This is a genomic window from Streptomyces manipurensis, from assembly GCF_049570255.1.
GTDB classification, from domain to species: Bacteria; Actinomycetota; Actinomycetes; order Streptomycetales; family Streptomycetaceae; genus Streptomyces; species Streptomyces manipurensis.
This window is the reverse complement of the sequence record NZ_CP186950.1, coordinates 7,312,957-7,327,294: the sequence shown is the minus strand read 5'-3', so window position 1 is coordinate 7,327,294 and position 14,338 is coordinate 7,312,957. Positions and strand designations below refer to the sequence as shown.

At 73.2% G+C, this 14,338-nt stretch carries 10 protein-coding genes; 2 read left to right on the top strand and 8 right to left on the bottom strand.

The annotated features are described in order from the left end of the window. The first annotated feature begins 47 nt into the window (after positions 1-47). Both ACPU2J_RS33375 and ACPU2J_RS33370 read left to right on the top strand, forming a co-directional pair. A complete protein-coding gene (locus tag ACPU2J_RS33375) occupies positions 48-2,837 on the top strand; it encodes an AAA family ATPase (protein WP_423834732.1) in 2,790 nt (929 codons plus the stop codon). Positions 2,838-2,843: 6 nt separating this feature from the next. Further along, complete coding sequence (locus tag ACPU2J_RS33370) at positions 2,844-5,348, top strand: hypothetical protein (RefSeq protein WP_423834731.1); 2,505 nt, start codon at positions 2,844-2,846, stop codon at positions 5,346-5,348. Between the two features lie 42 nt (positions 5,349-5,390). Here the strand turns inward: ACPU2J_RS33370 and ACPU2J_RS33365 are convergent, their stop codons facing one another. The 8 genes from ACPU2J_RS33365 to ACPU2J_RS33330 all read right to left on the bottom strand — a co-directional run bounded on the left by ACPU2J_RS33365 (position 5,391) and on the right by ACPU2J_RS33330 (position 14,173). Then, positions 5,391-5,639: a helix-turn-helix domain-containing protein gene (locus ACPU2J_RS33365; protein WP_423834730.1), complete on the bottom strand. Its 249-nt coding sequence runs from the start codon at positions 5,637-5,639 to the stop codon at positions 5,391-5,393. Between the two features lie 87 nt (positions 5,640-5,726). Next, positions 5,727-8,825 (bottom strand): AAA family ATPase, encoded by a 3,099-nt coding sequence (locus ACPU2J_RS33360; protein ID WP_423834729.1) that lies wholly within the window; start codon positions 8,823-8,825, stop codon positions 5,727-5,729. Beyond that, positions 8,825-9,979 (bottom strand): exonuclease SbcCD subunit D, encoded by a 1,155-nt coding sequence (locus ACPU2J_RS33355; protein ID WP_423834728.1) that lies wholly within the window; start codon positions 9,977-9,979, stop codon positions 8,825-8,827. Before ACPU2J_RS33355 ends, ACPU2J_RS33360 begins: the two co-directional genes overlap by 1 nt. 118 nt (positions 9,980-10,097) lie before the next feature. Beyond that, positions 10,098-10,508 (bottom strand): hypothetical protein, encoded by a 411-nt coding sequence (locus ACPU2J_RS33350; protein ID WP_423834727.1) that lies wholly within the window; start codon positions 10,506-10,508, stop codon positions 10,098-10,100. After that, complete coding sequence (tpg, locus tag ACPU2J_RS33345) at positions 10,495-11,049, bottom strand: telomere-protecting terminal protein Tpg (RefSeq protein WP_423834726.1); 555 nt, start codon at positions 11,047-11,049, stop codon at positions 10,495-10,497. The genes ACPU2J_RS33350 and tpg overlap by 14 nt, the downstream gene beginning before the upstream one ends. A gap of 4 nt (positions 11,050-11,053) precedes the next feature. Beyond that, positions 11,054-13,168, bottom strand: coding sequence for a telomere-associated protein Tap (tap, locus tag ACPU2J_RS33340; protein WP_423834725.1), 2,115 nt, complete (start codon positions 13,166-13,168; stop codon positions 11,054-11,056). A gap of 25 nt (positions 13,169-13,193) precedes the next feature. Next, on the bottom strand, positions 13,194-13,601 hold the full coding sequence (locus ACPU2J_RS33335) for a hypothetical protein (RefSeq protein ID WP_423834724.1): 408 nt from the start codon (positions 13,599-13,601) through the stop codon (positions 13,194-13,196). A gap of 131 nt (positions 13,602-13,732) precedes the next feature. After that, a complete protein-coding gene (locus tag ACPU2J_RS33330; RefSeq protein ID WP_423834723.1) occupies positions 13,733-14,173 on the bottom strand; it encodes a hypothetical protein in 441 nt (146 codons plus the stop codon). Positions 14,174-14,338 lie beyond the last annotated feature (165 nt).

The window sequence follows — 14,338 nt, the reverse complement described above, 5'->3', positions numbered from 1 at the left end:
GGCCCGCGGGGCGGGCGAGCATCCAACAATTGCTGAGGGACTGGCTGTTGGCACCTCCGGACCTCGTGGCACCGGTGGCCGTCGTCAGTGCTCACGCCGTCCAGGACCGACAGCCGGTGCTGACCGCACTGGCCGACACCTGGAGCCGGGACGGGTCCGGCACGGCGGAATGGGTGCGGATCACGGAGGACCAGGACGTCCGCTCCTCGCTGCCCGACCCTCGCGCGGCCCTTGAGCGCCTGCTGGACTCCGTACGGGGCGGCCCGGTTCTTCAGGGGCGGCCGCCCAGGCGGCTCCTGCTGGTGGACGACCTGGACGAGTTGACCGGACGACTCGCCCGACCCGTGGAGATGGCCGCACGGAACTGCGCTGCCCTCGCGGAGGCAGGGGTGCGACTGGTGCTGGGCGTAGGGTCGGACCTGCGGTATCTGCCGGAAGTGGACGACCCCCGCGCACTGGTCGTCTCTCTGCGACACGTTCACCCGCGACCCCAGCTGGTCGAACGCATCAGCAGCTGGGCCACCAGCCCGGGCGACGACGTGCTTCTCGTCACCGGGCCGCCCGGGGCCGGGAAGACGACGCTGATGCAGGAGGCAGTCGACACGCTGCGTGCCGACGACCGCGTCAGGGTCGCGTTCGAGCTCTTGCGCGACTGGGACGCACCGAACCCTCCCGTGTTCACGGCGGAGAAGATGGTGAGGAGTGTCGCGGAGGCTCTTGGCAGGCAGGGCTTCGGGTACGCCCTTCCCGAAGACGTGGTTCACATCGTCGGCAGCGTCGACGCACAGGACACCGCCGGAACGATCACCGGGGTCTCGTTCACGGGGACGTCGATCACCGGTGTGGCACCGACCGTGGACGGGCTGGCCGCCCAACTGCGCCGCCGAGCGCTTTCGGGCGAGCCGCGGACGCCCCTGCTGATCGTCGTGGACGGGCTGAACGAACTGGAACTCGAACCCGGCGGGCAGGACGGACTGCGCGCGCTCGTGGCGGAGCTGGAGCAGCAGCCGCGCAGTGACCCGCACGGTCCGACGTGGGGCGTCAAGATCCTGGTCTCCTCGCAGTACCGGCCGGACTGGCTCTCGCCGGCGGCGGTCGTCGACCTGCGCGGACCCGAGGTCGACGCGGAAATCCGGGCGTACGCACACGACCGGCTGTCCGCTCGGCTGGACTCCGGCCAGGCCCTGGACGCGGCCGAGGCCGTCGTGCGACTGGCCGACGGGCTGTTCATCGTCGCCCATGGCCACCTGGAGGAATGGGAGGCCGGGGGTGCCGTACCCTCCGCCGGGACGGCACGGCCGGCAGGCAGCGCCGTGGGGTACTACCAGGACAGGTTGAGACGCCTGCGCGAAACGATGTCGGGGAGCGTCGGGGGCGCCGAGGAGTGGGAGGACACCGAGCGGTTCCTCACGCTCGCCGCACTGACCCCTCAGGGACTCACCCCCGCCGAATTCGGCACGGTGTGGCAGACCCCGGCGGCGGGCGAGGAGAAATCACCGGGGCACCGACCGTGGAAGGGCGGCGTGGTCGCCATGGTCGCCAACGGTCCCGCTCGCACCTTCCTCCACCTGCCGGATCCCGGCGATGCGGGGGACCGCTTCCGGCTCATCCACTCCTCGGTCCGCGAGGGCGTCCTGACACCCGCGGTCACCCATCCCCGGATCTCCGCCACCCGGGAGCGCGACCGCCTCCTGAGCGCGCTCACCCCGCTCGACGGCACCGGAGCGGCCTGGGACCCGGTGGACGGCCGACTGGCCCTGGCCTCTGCCCTCGGTCTCATCACCGACGGCATCGAGGAGGCCTTGCGCCACCCCACCGACCCGGAGGCGCTCCGACGGGGCGAGCTCCTCGTCCGGCGGCTGCTGGAAGACTGGCAGTGGCTCACCCACTGCACCGAGCATGCCGAGGACCCCGCGATTCCGCTGGGCATGGCCCTGGTCGTGGGCCAATTGGGCCGACTGGTCGGGCTCGACGGCTTCGCCCCCGCGACGCTCGCCCTGTGGCCGGACGGGCCGGTGGCCGCACCCGAGCGGCCCGCGCCGACGGAGCCGACCGCATCGCCCGAGCCGTCCCTACCGTCCACACCGGTCGAACCCGTCCGCACCGGCGCGGCGGAGCCCGATCCGACCGACGACTCCGCTGCCGACGACGGCCAGACCGCTGCGCCTCCCGCACGTGGGGCGCACGGCTGGAGCAGAGGGGCCCGCTACGCGACCGTTCAGAGCCCCAGCATCCGGGGGATCATCCACGGCTCCTACCGCCACCACAGCCGTCAGGAGGCGCTGGACAGGCTGATCGCGATCGCCAACTCCTTCACGCTGTCCCGGCTCTACAACCGGGAGCTGGACCCGGAACGGCCGATTCTGTGGATCCATGGCTACGAGCTGACCCTGCGCGACAGGGCGAGGAACCTGATCGGCAACTACGCCCGGCTGTCGGTCGCCCGGCTCGGGAACGACAGGTGGACCCTGGCGGCGGAAAAGCTCGAAACCGATCGTCCCCACCCCAAGCGTCGGCGCGTCCAGCAGAGCCACCACCACCCCAACTGGGGCCATCCCATTCTTCGACGGGTGCTGCGCAACCAGCGGACCGACCCGCCGGCCAAGCCGTACCCCGACATCACCGCGGCCCAGAAGGATCTCGACGAGCTCCAGGACCAGTACCTCAAGACCATTCCCTCACCCGGTGAACTGCGGATCATGGTGTGGGACGGCGCACGCAAGAGGGCCGGCCTCGACGCCATCGTCCGGGTCATCCTGACCATCGAGGCGGTGCCGGGGGCCGGCTTCGTGATTCGGGCGAGTGAGGTACCCGCCCGCCCAGGAAGCGAGAGCTGAGCTCCCATGGCCATCACTCTGGAAGCGTTCTACCGAGCACTGCGCGTGCAGGCGCACGAGCTGTTGCCCGCCGACTGGCAGGGGCATCCGGAGTGCTTGCCACAGCACCTGCTGCACCAGTCCGCCGTCGACCCCGCCCTGGCCGAGCTCGCTCCCGTCGCCTCGCACCGGCTCTGTCAGGCACTGGCACACGGCGGCCTCGGGCTCGCCACCCGATGGTCCACCAGCCATGCCCGCAGCCGCTTGCGTCCGGAAACCGGTGAGATCACGCTGCTGCGGGTCACCCCGTCCGGCCAGAACGTGGTCTTCACCGGAGGCGACGAATGCCTGTGGTCCTGGGCCCCGGGTGACGACACCGCACGGCCCGTCCTGCTCGGGCGCGCCGCGTACTCCGTCTCCGCGCTGGAGCTCGCCCCCGACGGGCGGCATGCGGTGACCGGCGACCTCGGCGGCGCCTTACGCCTGTGGCCCGTGGCCGCGGGCGAATCGGTCTCCCGTGCGCGCCGGCTCGGCGGACACACCGGAGCGGTCCGGGCCGTGACGTTCAGTGAGGACGGGCGTTGGATCGTTTCCATCAGCAACGACGGCCGGCTCCTGCGCTGGGCGGCCGACCACCCTGCGACGGACGATCCGCAGGTGCGCCCCGACGAAGAGGCGAGCGGACGGCAGAACCCGTGGGAACCGGCCGGCACGCTGATCGGCGAGGTGGCGGACAGGTCGCTGACGGCCGTAGCGGTGCTCGGCGACCGCATCGTCACCGGTGACCGCAACGGCACGCTGACCGGCTGGCCGCTCACCGGCACCGGTCCCCCGCTGACCGTTGGCGCTCACGAGAACGGGGGCATCGACGACCTGATTGCCGTGCCCGCGGCCGGAGTCGTCCTCAGCCTCGGCCGTGACCGCACCGTGCGGCAGTGGACCCCTGGTGCCGCACGGTCTTCCGGCCACGGCGAGGTCGTCGGCCGGTACGACGTTCCGCTGCAGGGACTGGCGGTGTCACGCGACGGAAGCCGGATACTCACCGGCTGCGTGGACGGCCGCGTCCTCGCGTCGCCCCGCCGCCCCGAGGCACGCGCCCGCACCATCGGACGGCACGAGCGATCCGTGACGGCGGTGGCCGTGGATGCCCACGGAACGGTACTCAGCGGAGGGCGGGACGGACTCCTGCTCCGCTGGACGGTGCCGGGCGACAGCACCCGGCCGACGGAGGACCCCACCTCGAGCACCCCGGACACCTGGTCACTGGAGACTGACTCCACCCTGGAACTGGTACTCACGGGCGGCCGGAACGGCATCCACCGATGGGACCTCGGCGGCCCCGGTCGCCCGCCCGCACCGGAACGGATCTCCTCGGACGCCGTCCAGGGCCTCGCGCTGCTGGCCGCAACCGGGGAAGTCGTCTGCATCGGCAAGGACCGCAAGCTCCGCGTCCACCGCCTCTCGGCACCGGATGGGGCGGGGCGCAACATGAACACCGGCTCCCACCGCTACGAGGCAGTCGTGTCCGTCCACGGCGGCTCGGGTTTCATCGCCACCACGGAGGCCGGCACGGTCGAGCACTGGGAGTCCCCGGGAACCGGCCCGCGGCTCCTCGGAAAGCACAGCCTGCGGCGTGCCCGTGCCATCGCCGTCGCACCCGACGGAAGCTGGGCCGTCACCACGGGCCTGGACCGCAAGGTCCGCCGGTGGAGTCTCGCCCCCGGCGGTGGGCACCTCCAGATCGGCGTACTGGAGGGCCGCGGCCGTTGCCTCGCCGTCTCCCCCGACGGTCGCTGGGTGTACTCGGGAGACGACCGCGGCACCATCCTGCGCTGGGACGTGACCGGAGGACTCTCCTACCCGCTGCACGTGGGTCGGCATCGCCCCGACAGCGACATCCGCTCCCTCGCCGTGGCACCCGACGGGAGCTGGGTCGCGGCCACCGCCGACGACGGCGCCGTCCGGGTATGGTCCGCGGAGCCGGCCATGGACGGGCGCACCGTCCGGCCCGTACTGCTGACCAGGCTGGTCCCGGCCGCCGGGCCCGTGAGCCTTCGCACGGCCCCCGGCGGACTGCTCGTCACCGACTACGACGGCGGCCTCACCCGGCTCGACGTACTCGGCACCGCCACGGCCCTCCACGGTGACCACGGCCGGACGCGGCCCGCCGTTCCCCTCCGGACCGTCGTCGCCGACCACTGGTGGCTCGCTCGCCGTCGCCCCAAGCCCGACCTGCGAGCGCTGCACGCCGCTCTTGCGGAAGAGGACGGCACACTGCTCCTGCTCTGCTGCGCCGACGTGGCCGACCTCGCGCGCTTCCGGAGGACGATGCAGGACATCGGCTGGACGGTGGAGCTGCTGCCCGCCCTTCGTGCCGGCCAGCGCGATCGGCTCGTCGATCTCGTCCGCGAGGCCACCGCCGAAGGACCCGTGTCGCTGCTCAGCGGCGACCCTGCGCTGCTCAACGCCGTCAGCGACGCCGGTCTGACGCCCGAGGTCGTGTCCGACTACCCCGCTCTCGACCGACGGTGAGGGTGAGGTGCCGTCCGCGCACCCGCCGCGCCCGCACGGGGTTCACCGCGGGCGGGTGGACGGGGACGTGACGCGGTGCCAGGCCGCCTCCCAGGCGGGGAAGTCGGCCGGGGGCGTGTCGCAGGCCTGGAGGAACCGGCGCAGTTGGGCGAGGGTGGGCACGCGGCGGCCGGACATGATGTCGTGCAGGGTGCTGCGCGGCAGGTGGCTGACCGCGGAGTCCGCGACGGCGTGACGGTCGGCCATCGCCCGCAGCGTCGGTTCGCCCGCGGTGGTCCTGGCGCCGCGCATGGCCTGGAGCAGGTGGGCGGGTTCGGTGACCAGCGGCAGGGGCCGTGCGGCGACCCCTGGTGCTCCGGCTGCTGACGGCCGGCGCTGCTACAGGTCCGCGCGGATCCGGGTGGACAGGCTCGATCCGTCGCGCTGTTTCCGCACGTCGAGCTGGCTGGGGATGCGGCGGCCGAGCTCGGCGACGTGGCTGACGATGCCGACGGTGCGGTTGCCGGCCCGGAGCTGGTCCAGGACGTCCATCACGTCCTGGAGGTTCTGTTCGTCGAGCGTGCCGAAGCCCTCGTCGATGAAGAGCGTCCCCAGGGGCCGTCCGCTCGCCTCCTGGGTGACGACGTCGGCCAGGCCGAGGGCGAGGGCGAGGGAGGCCGTGAAGGTCTCGCCGCCGGAGAGGGTGGAGGTTTCGCGTTCGCTTCCGGTCCAGGTGTCGAGGACTCGCAGGCCGAGTCCGGCCTTGGCCCGTCCGCGGCGCCCGGCCTCCTTCTCGTCGCTGTGGACGAGGAGGTAGCGATCCGAGGTCATCGTCTGGAGCCGGGTGTTGGCGGCCGCGGCGATCTCCTCGAGGCGGGCCGCCAGGACATAGGCCTCGAGTTCCATGGTGAGGGTGTTGGCGGCGCTGTTGGCCGTGGCGATGGAGGCCAGGCGGTCGACGAGGGCGTGGCGCCGCTCCAGGGGTTCGAGGCCGGCCAGCCGGGTGTGCAGGTCCTCGGTCAGCTCGGTCAGCGCGGTCATCCGGTCGTCGGCCTGCCGGACGGCACCCGCCGTGTCCTTCAGGCGGGTCTCGGCCTGCTGGAGGGTACGGGCGGCGGCGTCGGGGTCTGCGGCGGGCTGCGCGCCCGCCTCCACCAGGTCGGGGTCGGTGAGGGCGGCGGTGACGACGGCGTCCTCCTTGCCCCACTGGTCGAGCTCGGCCTCCCACCGGTTCAGGTCCCCCGGGGTGCGCAGCGCGGCGGCCGCGTCCGCGCGGCCGGTGAAGCCGGCGTCGCGGGCACCGCGGTCCGCGGCGGCGAGGGCTTCGCCGTGCCGGTCCGTGGCGTCCCGGGTGGCGTGGGTGGCGGCGATCGCCCCGTCGAGGCGGGCGGCCGTCCGGACGAGGGCGGCGAGCCGTGCTTCGAGGCTGGTGTGGCCGGCGCGGGCGGCGTCGAGGGTGGCGGTGAGCTCCGCCTGCCGCTGGGTGAGCGTACGGCTGCGCGTCTGGCACTCGGTCAGCCGCTCCCGGGCCTCCTGGTGCTGCCGGGTGCGGGAGTGGTGTTCGTCGCGCAGCCGGGTGAGTTCCTCCTGTGCCTCGGGAAGGCGGGCGGCCGTGTCGCAGGCCTCGGTGTGGGCCGTGCGGGCGTCGTGGAGTGCCGTCGCTACGTCGGCCGGGGGGACGGTGCCGGCGGTGCCGAGGGCCTGGGCGTGCCGGGTGGCGAGGTCCCCGCGTTCGTGGCCGGCGCTCGTCAGGGCTTCGTCGGCCTGTTCGTGGAGGGCGCGTGCCTTGTCCTCGTCCTCGCGCGTGGGCTGGTCCGCCCGGGGACGTGCGGGGGCGGGGTGTTCGCGCGCACCGCAGACCGCGCAGGGCGTACCGGCACTGAGCCCGGTGGCCAGTTCTCCCGCCATTCCGTCGAGGCGGCGTTCCCTCAGGTCGAGCCAGTCCTGCTTGGCCTGGAGCGCTGCCGCCCTGCGGTCGTCCTCCTCGGCTGCGGCGACCTCCAGGCGGGCGGCCAGCTCGTCGCGGAGGAGGGCTGCGGCATGTCGCCCGGCGAGCTCCTGGACGGTCTGTTCCAGGTGCGGGACGCGGTCGGCGCTCTTCTTCATCGCCTCCACGCTCGCGGTGTGCTCGCCCTCGACGGCGGGCCAGGCGGCGAGCCACTGCTCGGTGTCGTCGAGTACGCCGCGCGCCTGTTCCTCCTTGGCCTTGAGCTCTCGGAGCTGGGCGCCGAGCCGGGCGTGCAGCTGCTCCTCGGGCAGGAGCCCTGCGGCGCGTCCGCGTTCCGCGTGGTGGTGCTCCAGCTGGACGCGCAGCCCGTGCAGATCCTGGTCCTCGTGGTCGGTGGTGAGCAGGGCGCGGGCCGTCTGCTCCTCGCCGCGTGCGGTGTCCAGGGTCGCCGTGGCGCCTTCGAGTCCGTCGAGGAGGTGGCGCACGGTCTGAGCCCGCCGCCCTGCGTCGAGCTGCCGGCGCAGCTCCGCGTGGCCGGAGGCCTGCGCGTCGAGGGCGGTGCGGCGAGCGAGGGCGTCCCGGTGGCGGGCTTGCCGGGTGGCGAGCTCGGTGGCCCGCTGGTGGGCCGTCTTGGCCTCCCGGTGTTCTTCTTCGCTCTGCCCGGCGTCGGCCTTCGCCCCGGTGCGGGCCTGCTCGGCGCGGGTGAGGAGGTCCCTGGTCCAGGTACGGATCCCGGCGGGGTCGTCGACACCGGGCCGGACGTCGGGGGTGCCGGGCCGGACGTCGGGCGGGCCGGGTCGGACCTCCGGCGTGCCGGGGCCGTCTGCGCCGGGCCGGGCGCCGAGGCCGCCGTCCGGCTGCCGCAGGGTCCTCGTCTCCTGGTCGATCCGTTCGGTGAGCTGCCCGATGCCGGCGAGCACGTCGTCGAGGCGCTTCCTCGCGTCCTTGCTGCGGGCGGACAGCCAGCTCTGCAGGTCCTGGAAGCGCCCGGTGTCGAAGAGCCTGCGCAGGAGTGCGGCCCGGTCCTTGGCGTCGGCGCGCAGGAACGTCGCGAAGTCGCCCTGCGGCAGGAGCACGACCTGGCAGAACTGTTCCTTCGACAGGCCCAGTGCCGCGTCGATCTCCTTCGCCGCGTCCTGGTGGTTGGCGCAGACGGGCTCCCAGTGGTCCTCGCCGTCGTCGGTCCTGGTGTGCCGGTGGACCTGGACGGTGGCCTCGTCCGTGGCGATGCCGCTCTTGGCCCGGCTGCTGGGACGGGACTGCTTGGGGGTACGGGTGATCCGCAGCCTGCGGCCGGCGGCGCTGAAGTCGAGGGTGACGGTGGTGCGGGTGCCGTCGGGTGCGTGGTCGCTGCGCAGCCGGTGGGTGGGGCGGATGCCGGGAACGGTGCCGTAGAGGGCGAAGCAGACGGCGTCGAGGACGCTGGTCTTGCCGGCTCCGGTGTCGCCGCGCAGCAGGAACAGGCCGTTCCCGGCCAGCGCGGTGAAGTCGACGGATTCGGCGCGCGCGAAGGGGCCGAAGGCCTGGACGGTCAGATGGTGCAGGTACATCAGTTGGCCTCTCGTGTCGCGGCTTCGGTGCGGACGTGCTCCAGTCCTTCGCGGAGCAGGTCCTGTTCCTCCGCGGTGGCGGGGATGCCGGTCACGTGGTGGAGGAACCCGACCGTGATGTCGTGGTCGCCGCGGCCGTTGACGCGGGTGCGGTACGACGCGTCGCCGCTGTTGTGGTCCTCGGTGAAGCTGAGCCTCAGGGTGTGCGGGAAGCGCCGGCGGAGCCGTTCCATGGCCAGGTGCGGCCGTCCGGGGTCGGTGAGGGTGATGTGCAGCCAGCAGTCCTCGTACGGGGTGTGCTCGGGCTCGGTGAGGAGGGCGTCGAGGGTGCCGGACAGCCGCCGCATGAGCCGGGGTACGGGGCAGGGGATCTTCTCCGCGGTGATCCGCGCCCGGGCGTCCAGGTCGATGAGCCACACGGCCTTGGGGTGGTCCGCCTCGGAGAAGGAGTACGCGAGGGGGGAGCCGCTGTAGCGGATGCGTTCGGTGATCTGCTGGCAGCGGTGGAGGTGCCCCAGCGCGACGTAGTCCACGCCGTCGAAGACGGAGGCGGCCACCGAGGGGACGCCGCCTGCGGTGATGTCGCGTTCGCTGTCGCTGGCTTCGCCCCCGGTGACGAAGGCGTGGGCGAGGACGACGGAGCGGGTGCCGGGGGCCCGGCCGGCCAGGTCCGCGCGGACCTGGTCCATCGCCGCGCCCAGCACGTCCTGGTGACTGGGCCTCCGGGCTCCGAAGTGCTCCTGCACGAGGCCTGGTTCGAGGTACGGGAGCCCGTAGAAGGCGACCGGTCCGTGCACGTCGTGGAGGACGGCGGGGCGGGCGCAGTCGTGGACCTGGGTGCGCAGGTGGATGCCGGCGCGTTCGATGAGGCGGGCGTTGACCCCCAGTCGGCGCGGCGAGTCGTGGTTGCCGCTGATCATGACCAACGGGACCTCCAGGGAGGCGAGTTCCTCCAGGGTCCGGTCGAAGAGGTCGATGGCGTCGAGGGGCGGAATGGCCCGGTCGAACACGTCGCCCGCGACGGTGACGGCGTCGACGTGGTGCTCGCGGACGGTGTCCAGGAGGAATCGGAGGAAGGTACGCTGCTCGTCGATGAGCGGTACGCGGTGGAGTTGGCGGCCGAGGTGCCAGTCGGAGGTGTGCAGTAGCCTCATGGACACCGACCGTAACCACAAAGGCCAACGCTGCGGGTGGATTTCATGATGAATGAGCCTTTGGGGTGAAGCTGCCGCCCGCCCGGCGCATCGCGGACGCCGTCGCGGGCCGGGCCTGCTACGGGGCCGCCCCGCGGAACAGGGTCAGCAGGGACCGGGACGGCGGGGCGTCCGGGTCGAAGAACTGCGTGGCGAGCCCCGGCGGCACGGCCGTCCCGTGCATGCGGACCTCGTGGCAGGTGAAGCAGAACGCCGCCTCGAACAGCACTGCGTCGAGGGAGTCGTCGTACGCCCGGACGCCCCAGCCGGGCGCAAAACCGCAGCGGTGCCGTTCGCTGCCGGGCAGGCCGTCGATCAGGGCCAGGGCGTCGTCGGCCCGGCTCCCGGCCCAGTGGGCGACCACCGTGCCGGGGTACGGGTCCTCCCGTCCGGCGGGCAGGCCGGAGATCCGTACCACCTCGATCAGCACGGTGGCGGTGACGGCGTCAACGGGAAGCCGCAGGTGCGGCCGGGGGTCAGAAGGAGACATCGAAGTAGTCGATGTCGTTGAGCGACACTTCCAGGCCCGCGGCGCGACGTCCGCCGTCCTTGAAGTACACCTCCTGCAACCCCTCCGCCACGATGGCGCGCAGGCGCGCGTCGTCGGCCCCCTGGGCGCGGGCCTCGAACAGCCTTCGGGCGTAGTCCGCGGGCAGGTGCACGGTGAGACGGCGGAAGCGTCCGTCGTCCGTGGCGCCCGCCGGGGCGTCGTAGCCGAAGCGGGCCCGGGTCTCCACGGTGATGCCGGTGCTGCTCGCCGCCCTGCTGCGGCGGCGCTTGCGGACGAGGGGCTGCCACCGGGTGCGGACGGCGTCGTCGATCCGGGCCTGGACGTGCCGGGGCGGGTGCTTGCGGGCGCCGCGCCGGTAGCGGTTGACGGAGTCGGCGGTGACGCCGAGCTCGGCGGCCACCGCTTTTGCCGTCTTCAACTGCCGGATCAGATAGCCGATCTGCCCCTTGAGGGTCTTGGGCGGCTCCTTGGTGAACGCTTCCAGGTCCGCGCGCCCGAGGGCGTCGTCGATGTCGCCCAACGTCTCACTCCCCTTCGTCCAGGACGGCGTCGCCGCCCTTGATGTGGCGGGCCGGGTTGAAGCCCTTCTCCATCAGGTCGACCACCCAGGACATCTCCTGCACGCCTTCCGGTTTGGCGAGGCCGGGGGTCCGGCCCAGCCGGAAGCCCCCCGCCTGCGGCTCCCCCGCGGGGGTGTAGGGGAGGAAGTCCATCGGGGAGGGGCCGCGGCTGGGGTAGACAACGCAGTCGGAGAGGACCGCGAGGGGGTACAGCCCGGTCAGCTTCACCATATTGGCGAGCTTGCGGTGCATGTTGACGCGGGCCTTGGCGATGACGGCGGCGCGGATGTCGGGGCGCCAGGTCGGGCGTTCCAGTGCGGGCCAGCGCTCGCCGCCGCGGTACGCACGGCCCTGCGGGCGCTCGCGCAGTTTGCCGATGCCGCCTTTCACGGTGGCCTTGATCGCGGCGAGGACGGCGGCCATCGCCGGGTCGCCCTGCCTGTGGTGGGCCATCGCCTCGAGGAACTCGGCGTCGGTGAGCCCGTCGGTGACCCCGAGGTCGGTGAGGGTGTCCAGGTAGGCGGTCTTGAGCCGGTCGTGCCAGGGGTCCAGATAGGCGCCGGTCTCGCGGCGCAGGTAGGCCTCGACGGGGTGGACCTCGTGGCCCAGTTCCACGGCGTAGGCCAGGGTGTGGGTCTGGTACCAGGCCGGGCCGGTCGGGCGCGTGCCGTCCGGGGTGAACGGGCTGGGCAGGCGGGGGTCCGACTCGATGTGCGAGAGGTCGGCCAGCCAGCAGCCGGGGATCTTCTTGTTGAACACCGGGTGGTGGAAGTGGTCGGGGGCCGACAGGCCGACCGTCAGACGGGCGGACGCGGCGAGGAACGCGGTGTTCAGGTCCAGGCCCACCGCGTAGGGCAGGAGGCACTCCTCGTCGGTGAGGAGGGAGGGGTCGCGGACCCAGTTGTAGGCCTCCTCGTTCAGGAAGCCGCCCGTCCAGCCGGAGTGCACGACGACGGGGTGCTCCTCGGTGGCCTCGGGCGGCGCCGGGTCCATCGGCTCCGTCCCGAGCGATCCGGGGTTGTGGCCCGGCACCCAGGACCCCTTCTCCTGCACGGCCTTCGTGGGCGGGCGCAGGGCCGTCATCAGCTCCAGCCCGGACACGGCGGTGGAACCGCGGGGGGTGATGACCCGCTGTGCGTAGACGCCGAGGACGCGGGCGATGTCCGCGGGGGGCATCTCGGCGACACCCGGCCATGCGCGGGGGTCGAGGGCGTCCCAGGACAGGACCGCGAGCTGGACGCACTGCCGGGCGCTCCCCCGGGCGGCCGTGCGGTAGATCCGCGGCCACGGGCCGAAGCCGCGCCGGGTGAGCTGCCACTTCGCCTTCGCGATCTGCTTCACGACGGGATGGTCCGGGGCGAGGCGGAGCGAGCGGCGCTCCTCGGGGCCCTCCAGCCGCTGCGGGAGTCCGAGCCGCACCGCGGCGGAGGCGGTGAGGACGACGAGGGGGTCGGAGTCCTTGCCGTTCCGGTGAAGGCGGGGAGCACCGAGACCGGCGTCCCTCAGCGCCCACTCCACCAGCTCGGCGACGGTGGCGGCGGGGCAGTCCAGCACGATCCCGTCGACGCCGTGGGCCGACCCGTCGCCGTCGAGGACGACGAGCGGGCCGTGCGGGAAGCGGGGGTCGGGGCCTGCCCCGGGTGCCTTCGCCGCCGAGGACAGGCGGGGTGCGGCCGGGCGGGAGGTACGCACGGACCCCGGCGCCCCGGCGTCGGCGGCAGCCGGCGGGTGGGCGGGGTGCGACGGCGCGGGGGCAGGGGCCGGAGCAGGAGCAGAGGCGGGAACGGGCGCAGGCGCAGGGGACGGCGCGGCGGACGGCGCGGGATAGCGTTCGGCCAGTCCTTCGAGGAGGCGGCGGTAGGCCTGGAGCCGTTCGGGCTTCGGCTCGGCGCGTCCTTCCTCCCAGGCCTCGATGCTGGGGATCCGTACGCCGAGCGCCTGGGCCACGGCGGCCCGGGTCAGACCGGCCGCCTCACGCAGGCGGACCCGCTCCGCGGGTGCCGGGAGGAGCCGGCCGGACTCGACGGCGGCGAGGAGAGCGTCGACCGCGGCGAGGGGGTCGGGGGGCTGGCTGCTCATGGGAAGGGGTGTCTCCTGCCTTGTCTTACCGAATGCCCTGGCGGATCTCTTCGAGGCGGGTCACCAGCCGTTGGTAGCGCTGACTGGCGGCCTGGGAGGACTTCATCCCCTGGCAGCGGGCGATCTCCCGCCATTCCGTCCCGCGGCGGCGGGCCTCGATGACCACCTGTGCCTCCAGCCGGTCGAGCGCCGTACGCATGTCCTCGAACAGGCCCAGGGCGGTGGCGATGTCCTCGTCCGGAACATCGGACCGCCCCGTTGCGCCGCTCCCGGCGGTGCCCGCCAACAGGCCTTCCAGGAAGGCGACGTGCTGCCGGAGCCCGTCCGTGGCGGCCTCTCCCGAGGGCGGCAGGGACGAAGGGCCGCCGTCGACCGGGGTACCGGGCGCGGCAGCCGGCCTGCGGCGGGTGGTGGTCTCGGCGTCGTCCGACATGGCGTCATCCTACTCCGGCATCAACGGAACAACGTTCTGTTGTCTCCCACACGAGGACGCGCCCCGCACGCCATCCGGACGGACACCGGCACCGGCACCCGCACCCGCACCCGCACCCGCACCCGCGAGGTCTACTTCGCGGCCACCTTCGTGAGCTCCAGGGTCGCCGGCCCCTCCGGATCGGGAGACAGGAAGGCCGTCTTCGGGGCCGAGGTGTACAGCTGGATGTCGCCGCCCAACTCACCGCCCTCGACCTCCAGGTAGACGAAGTTGCTCTGTGTGGCGCTCCACCGGCCGCTGAACTCGACGGGGTCGGCGCTCCCCGCTCCCGTGACCTGGCGTTCGGAGATGTCCGTGGCGGAGAACGTCCCGTCGGCGGCGAGCACGATGGCGCCGCCCGTCCTGTCGCTCCGGTACGTGCCGGGCAGTTCGGCCGAATCGATCGGGCCCGTGCAGCCCGACAGCGCCACCACGGCGGCGATCAGCCCGCCGACGAGCCCCCATGGGCGCGCCGCGCCCTTCCCCCCAGTACGCACCCCGGCCTCGGACTTCATCGCTGCACGCACGTTCACGGCTCTCTCCCCCACGTTCGGACGGCCGACACTGCGACCGCGCCCCCATATGTGAACATGCTCAAAAGTCGACTGCGCGCCGGGGTCCGGGTCGGCCTCCCCCGGCGCGGCGCAGCAGGGGCGGCACCCTGCTGGTAGCGTGCCGCCTCCGACGGGATCGATCAT

Coding starts and splice junctions, on each gene's coding strand:
- ACPU2J_RS33370 (WP_423834731.1), top strand. CDS start 2,844: ATGGCCATCACTCTGGAAGCGTTCTACCGAGCACTGCGCGTGCAGGCG.
- ACPU2J_RS33365 (WP_423834730.1), bottom strand. CDS start 5,639: ATGCGCGGCGCCAGGACCACCGCGGGCGAACCGACGCTGCGGGCGATG.
- ACPU2J_RS33360 (WP_423834729.1), bottom strand. CDS start 8,825: ATGTACCTGCACCATCTGACCGTCCAGGCCTTCGGCCCCTTCGCGCGC.
- ACPU2J_RS33355 (WP_423834728.1), bottom strand. CDS start 9,979: ATGAGGCTACTGCACACCTCCGACTGGCACCTCGGCCGCCAACTCCAC.
- ACPU2J_RS33350 (WP_423834727.1), bottom strand. CDS start 10,508: ATGTCTCCTTCTGACCCCCGGCCGCACCTGCGGCTTCCCGTTGACGCC.
- tap (WP_423834725.1), bottom strand. CDS start 13,168: ATGAGCAGCCAGCCCCCCGACCCCCTCGCCGCGGTCGACGCTCTCCTC.
- ACPU2J_RS33335 (WP_423834724.1), bottom strand. CDS start 13,601: ATGTCGGACGACGCCGAGACCACCACCCGCCGCAGGCCGGCTGCCGCG.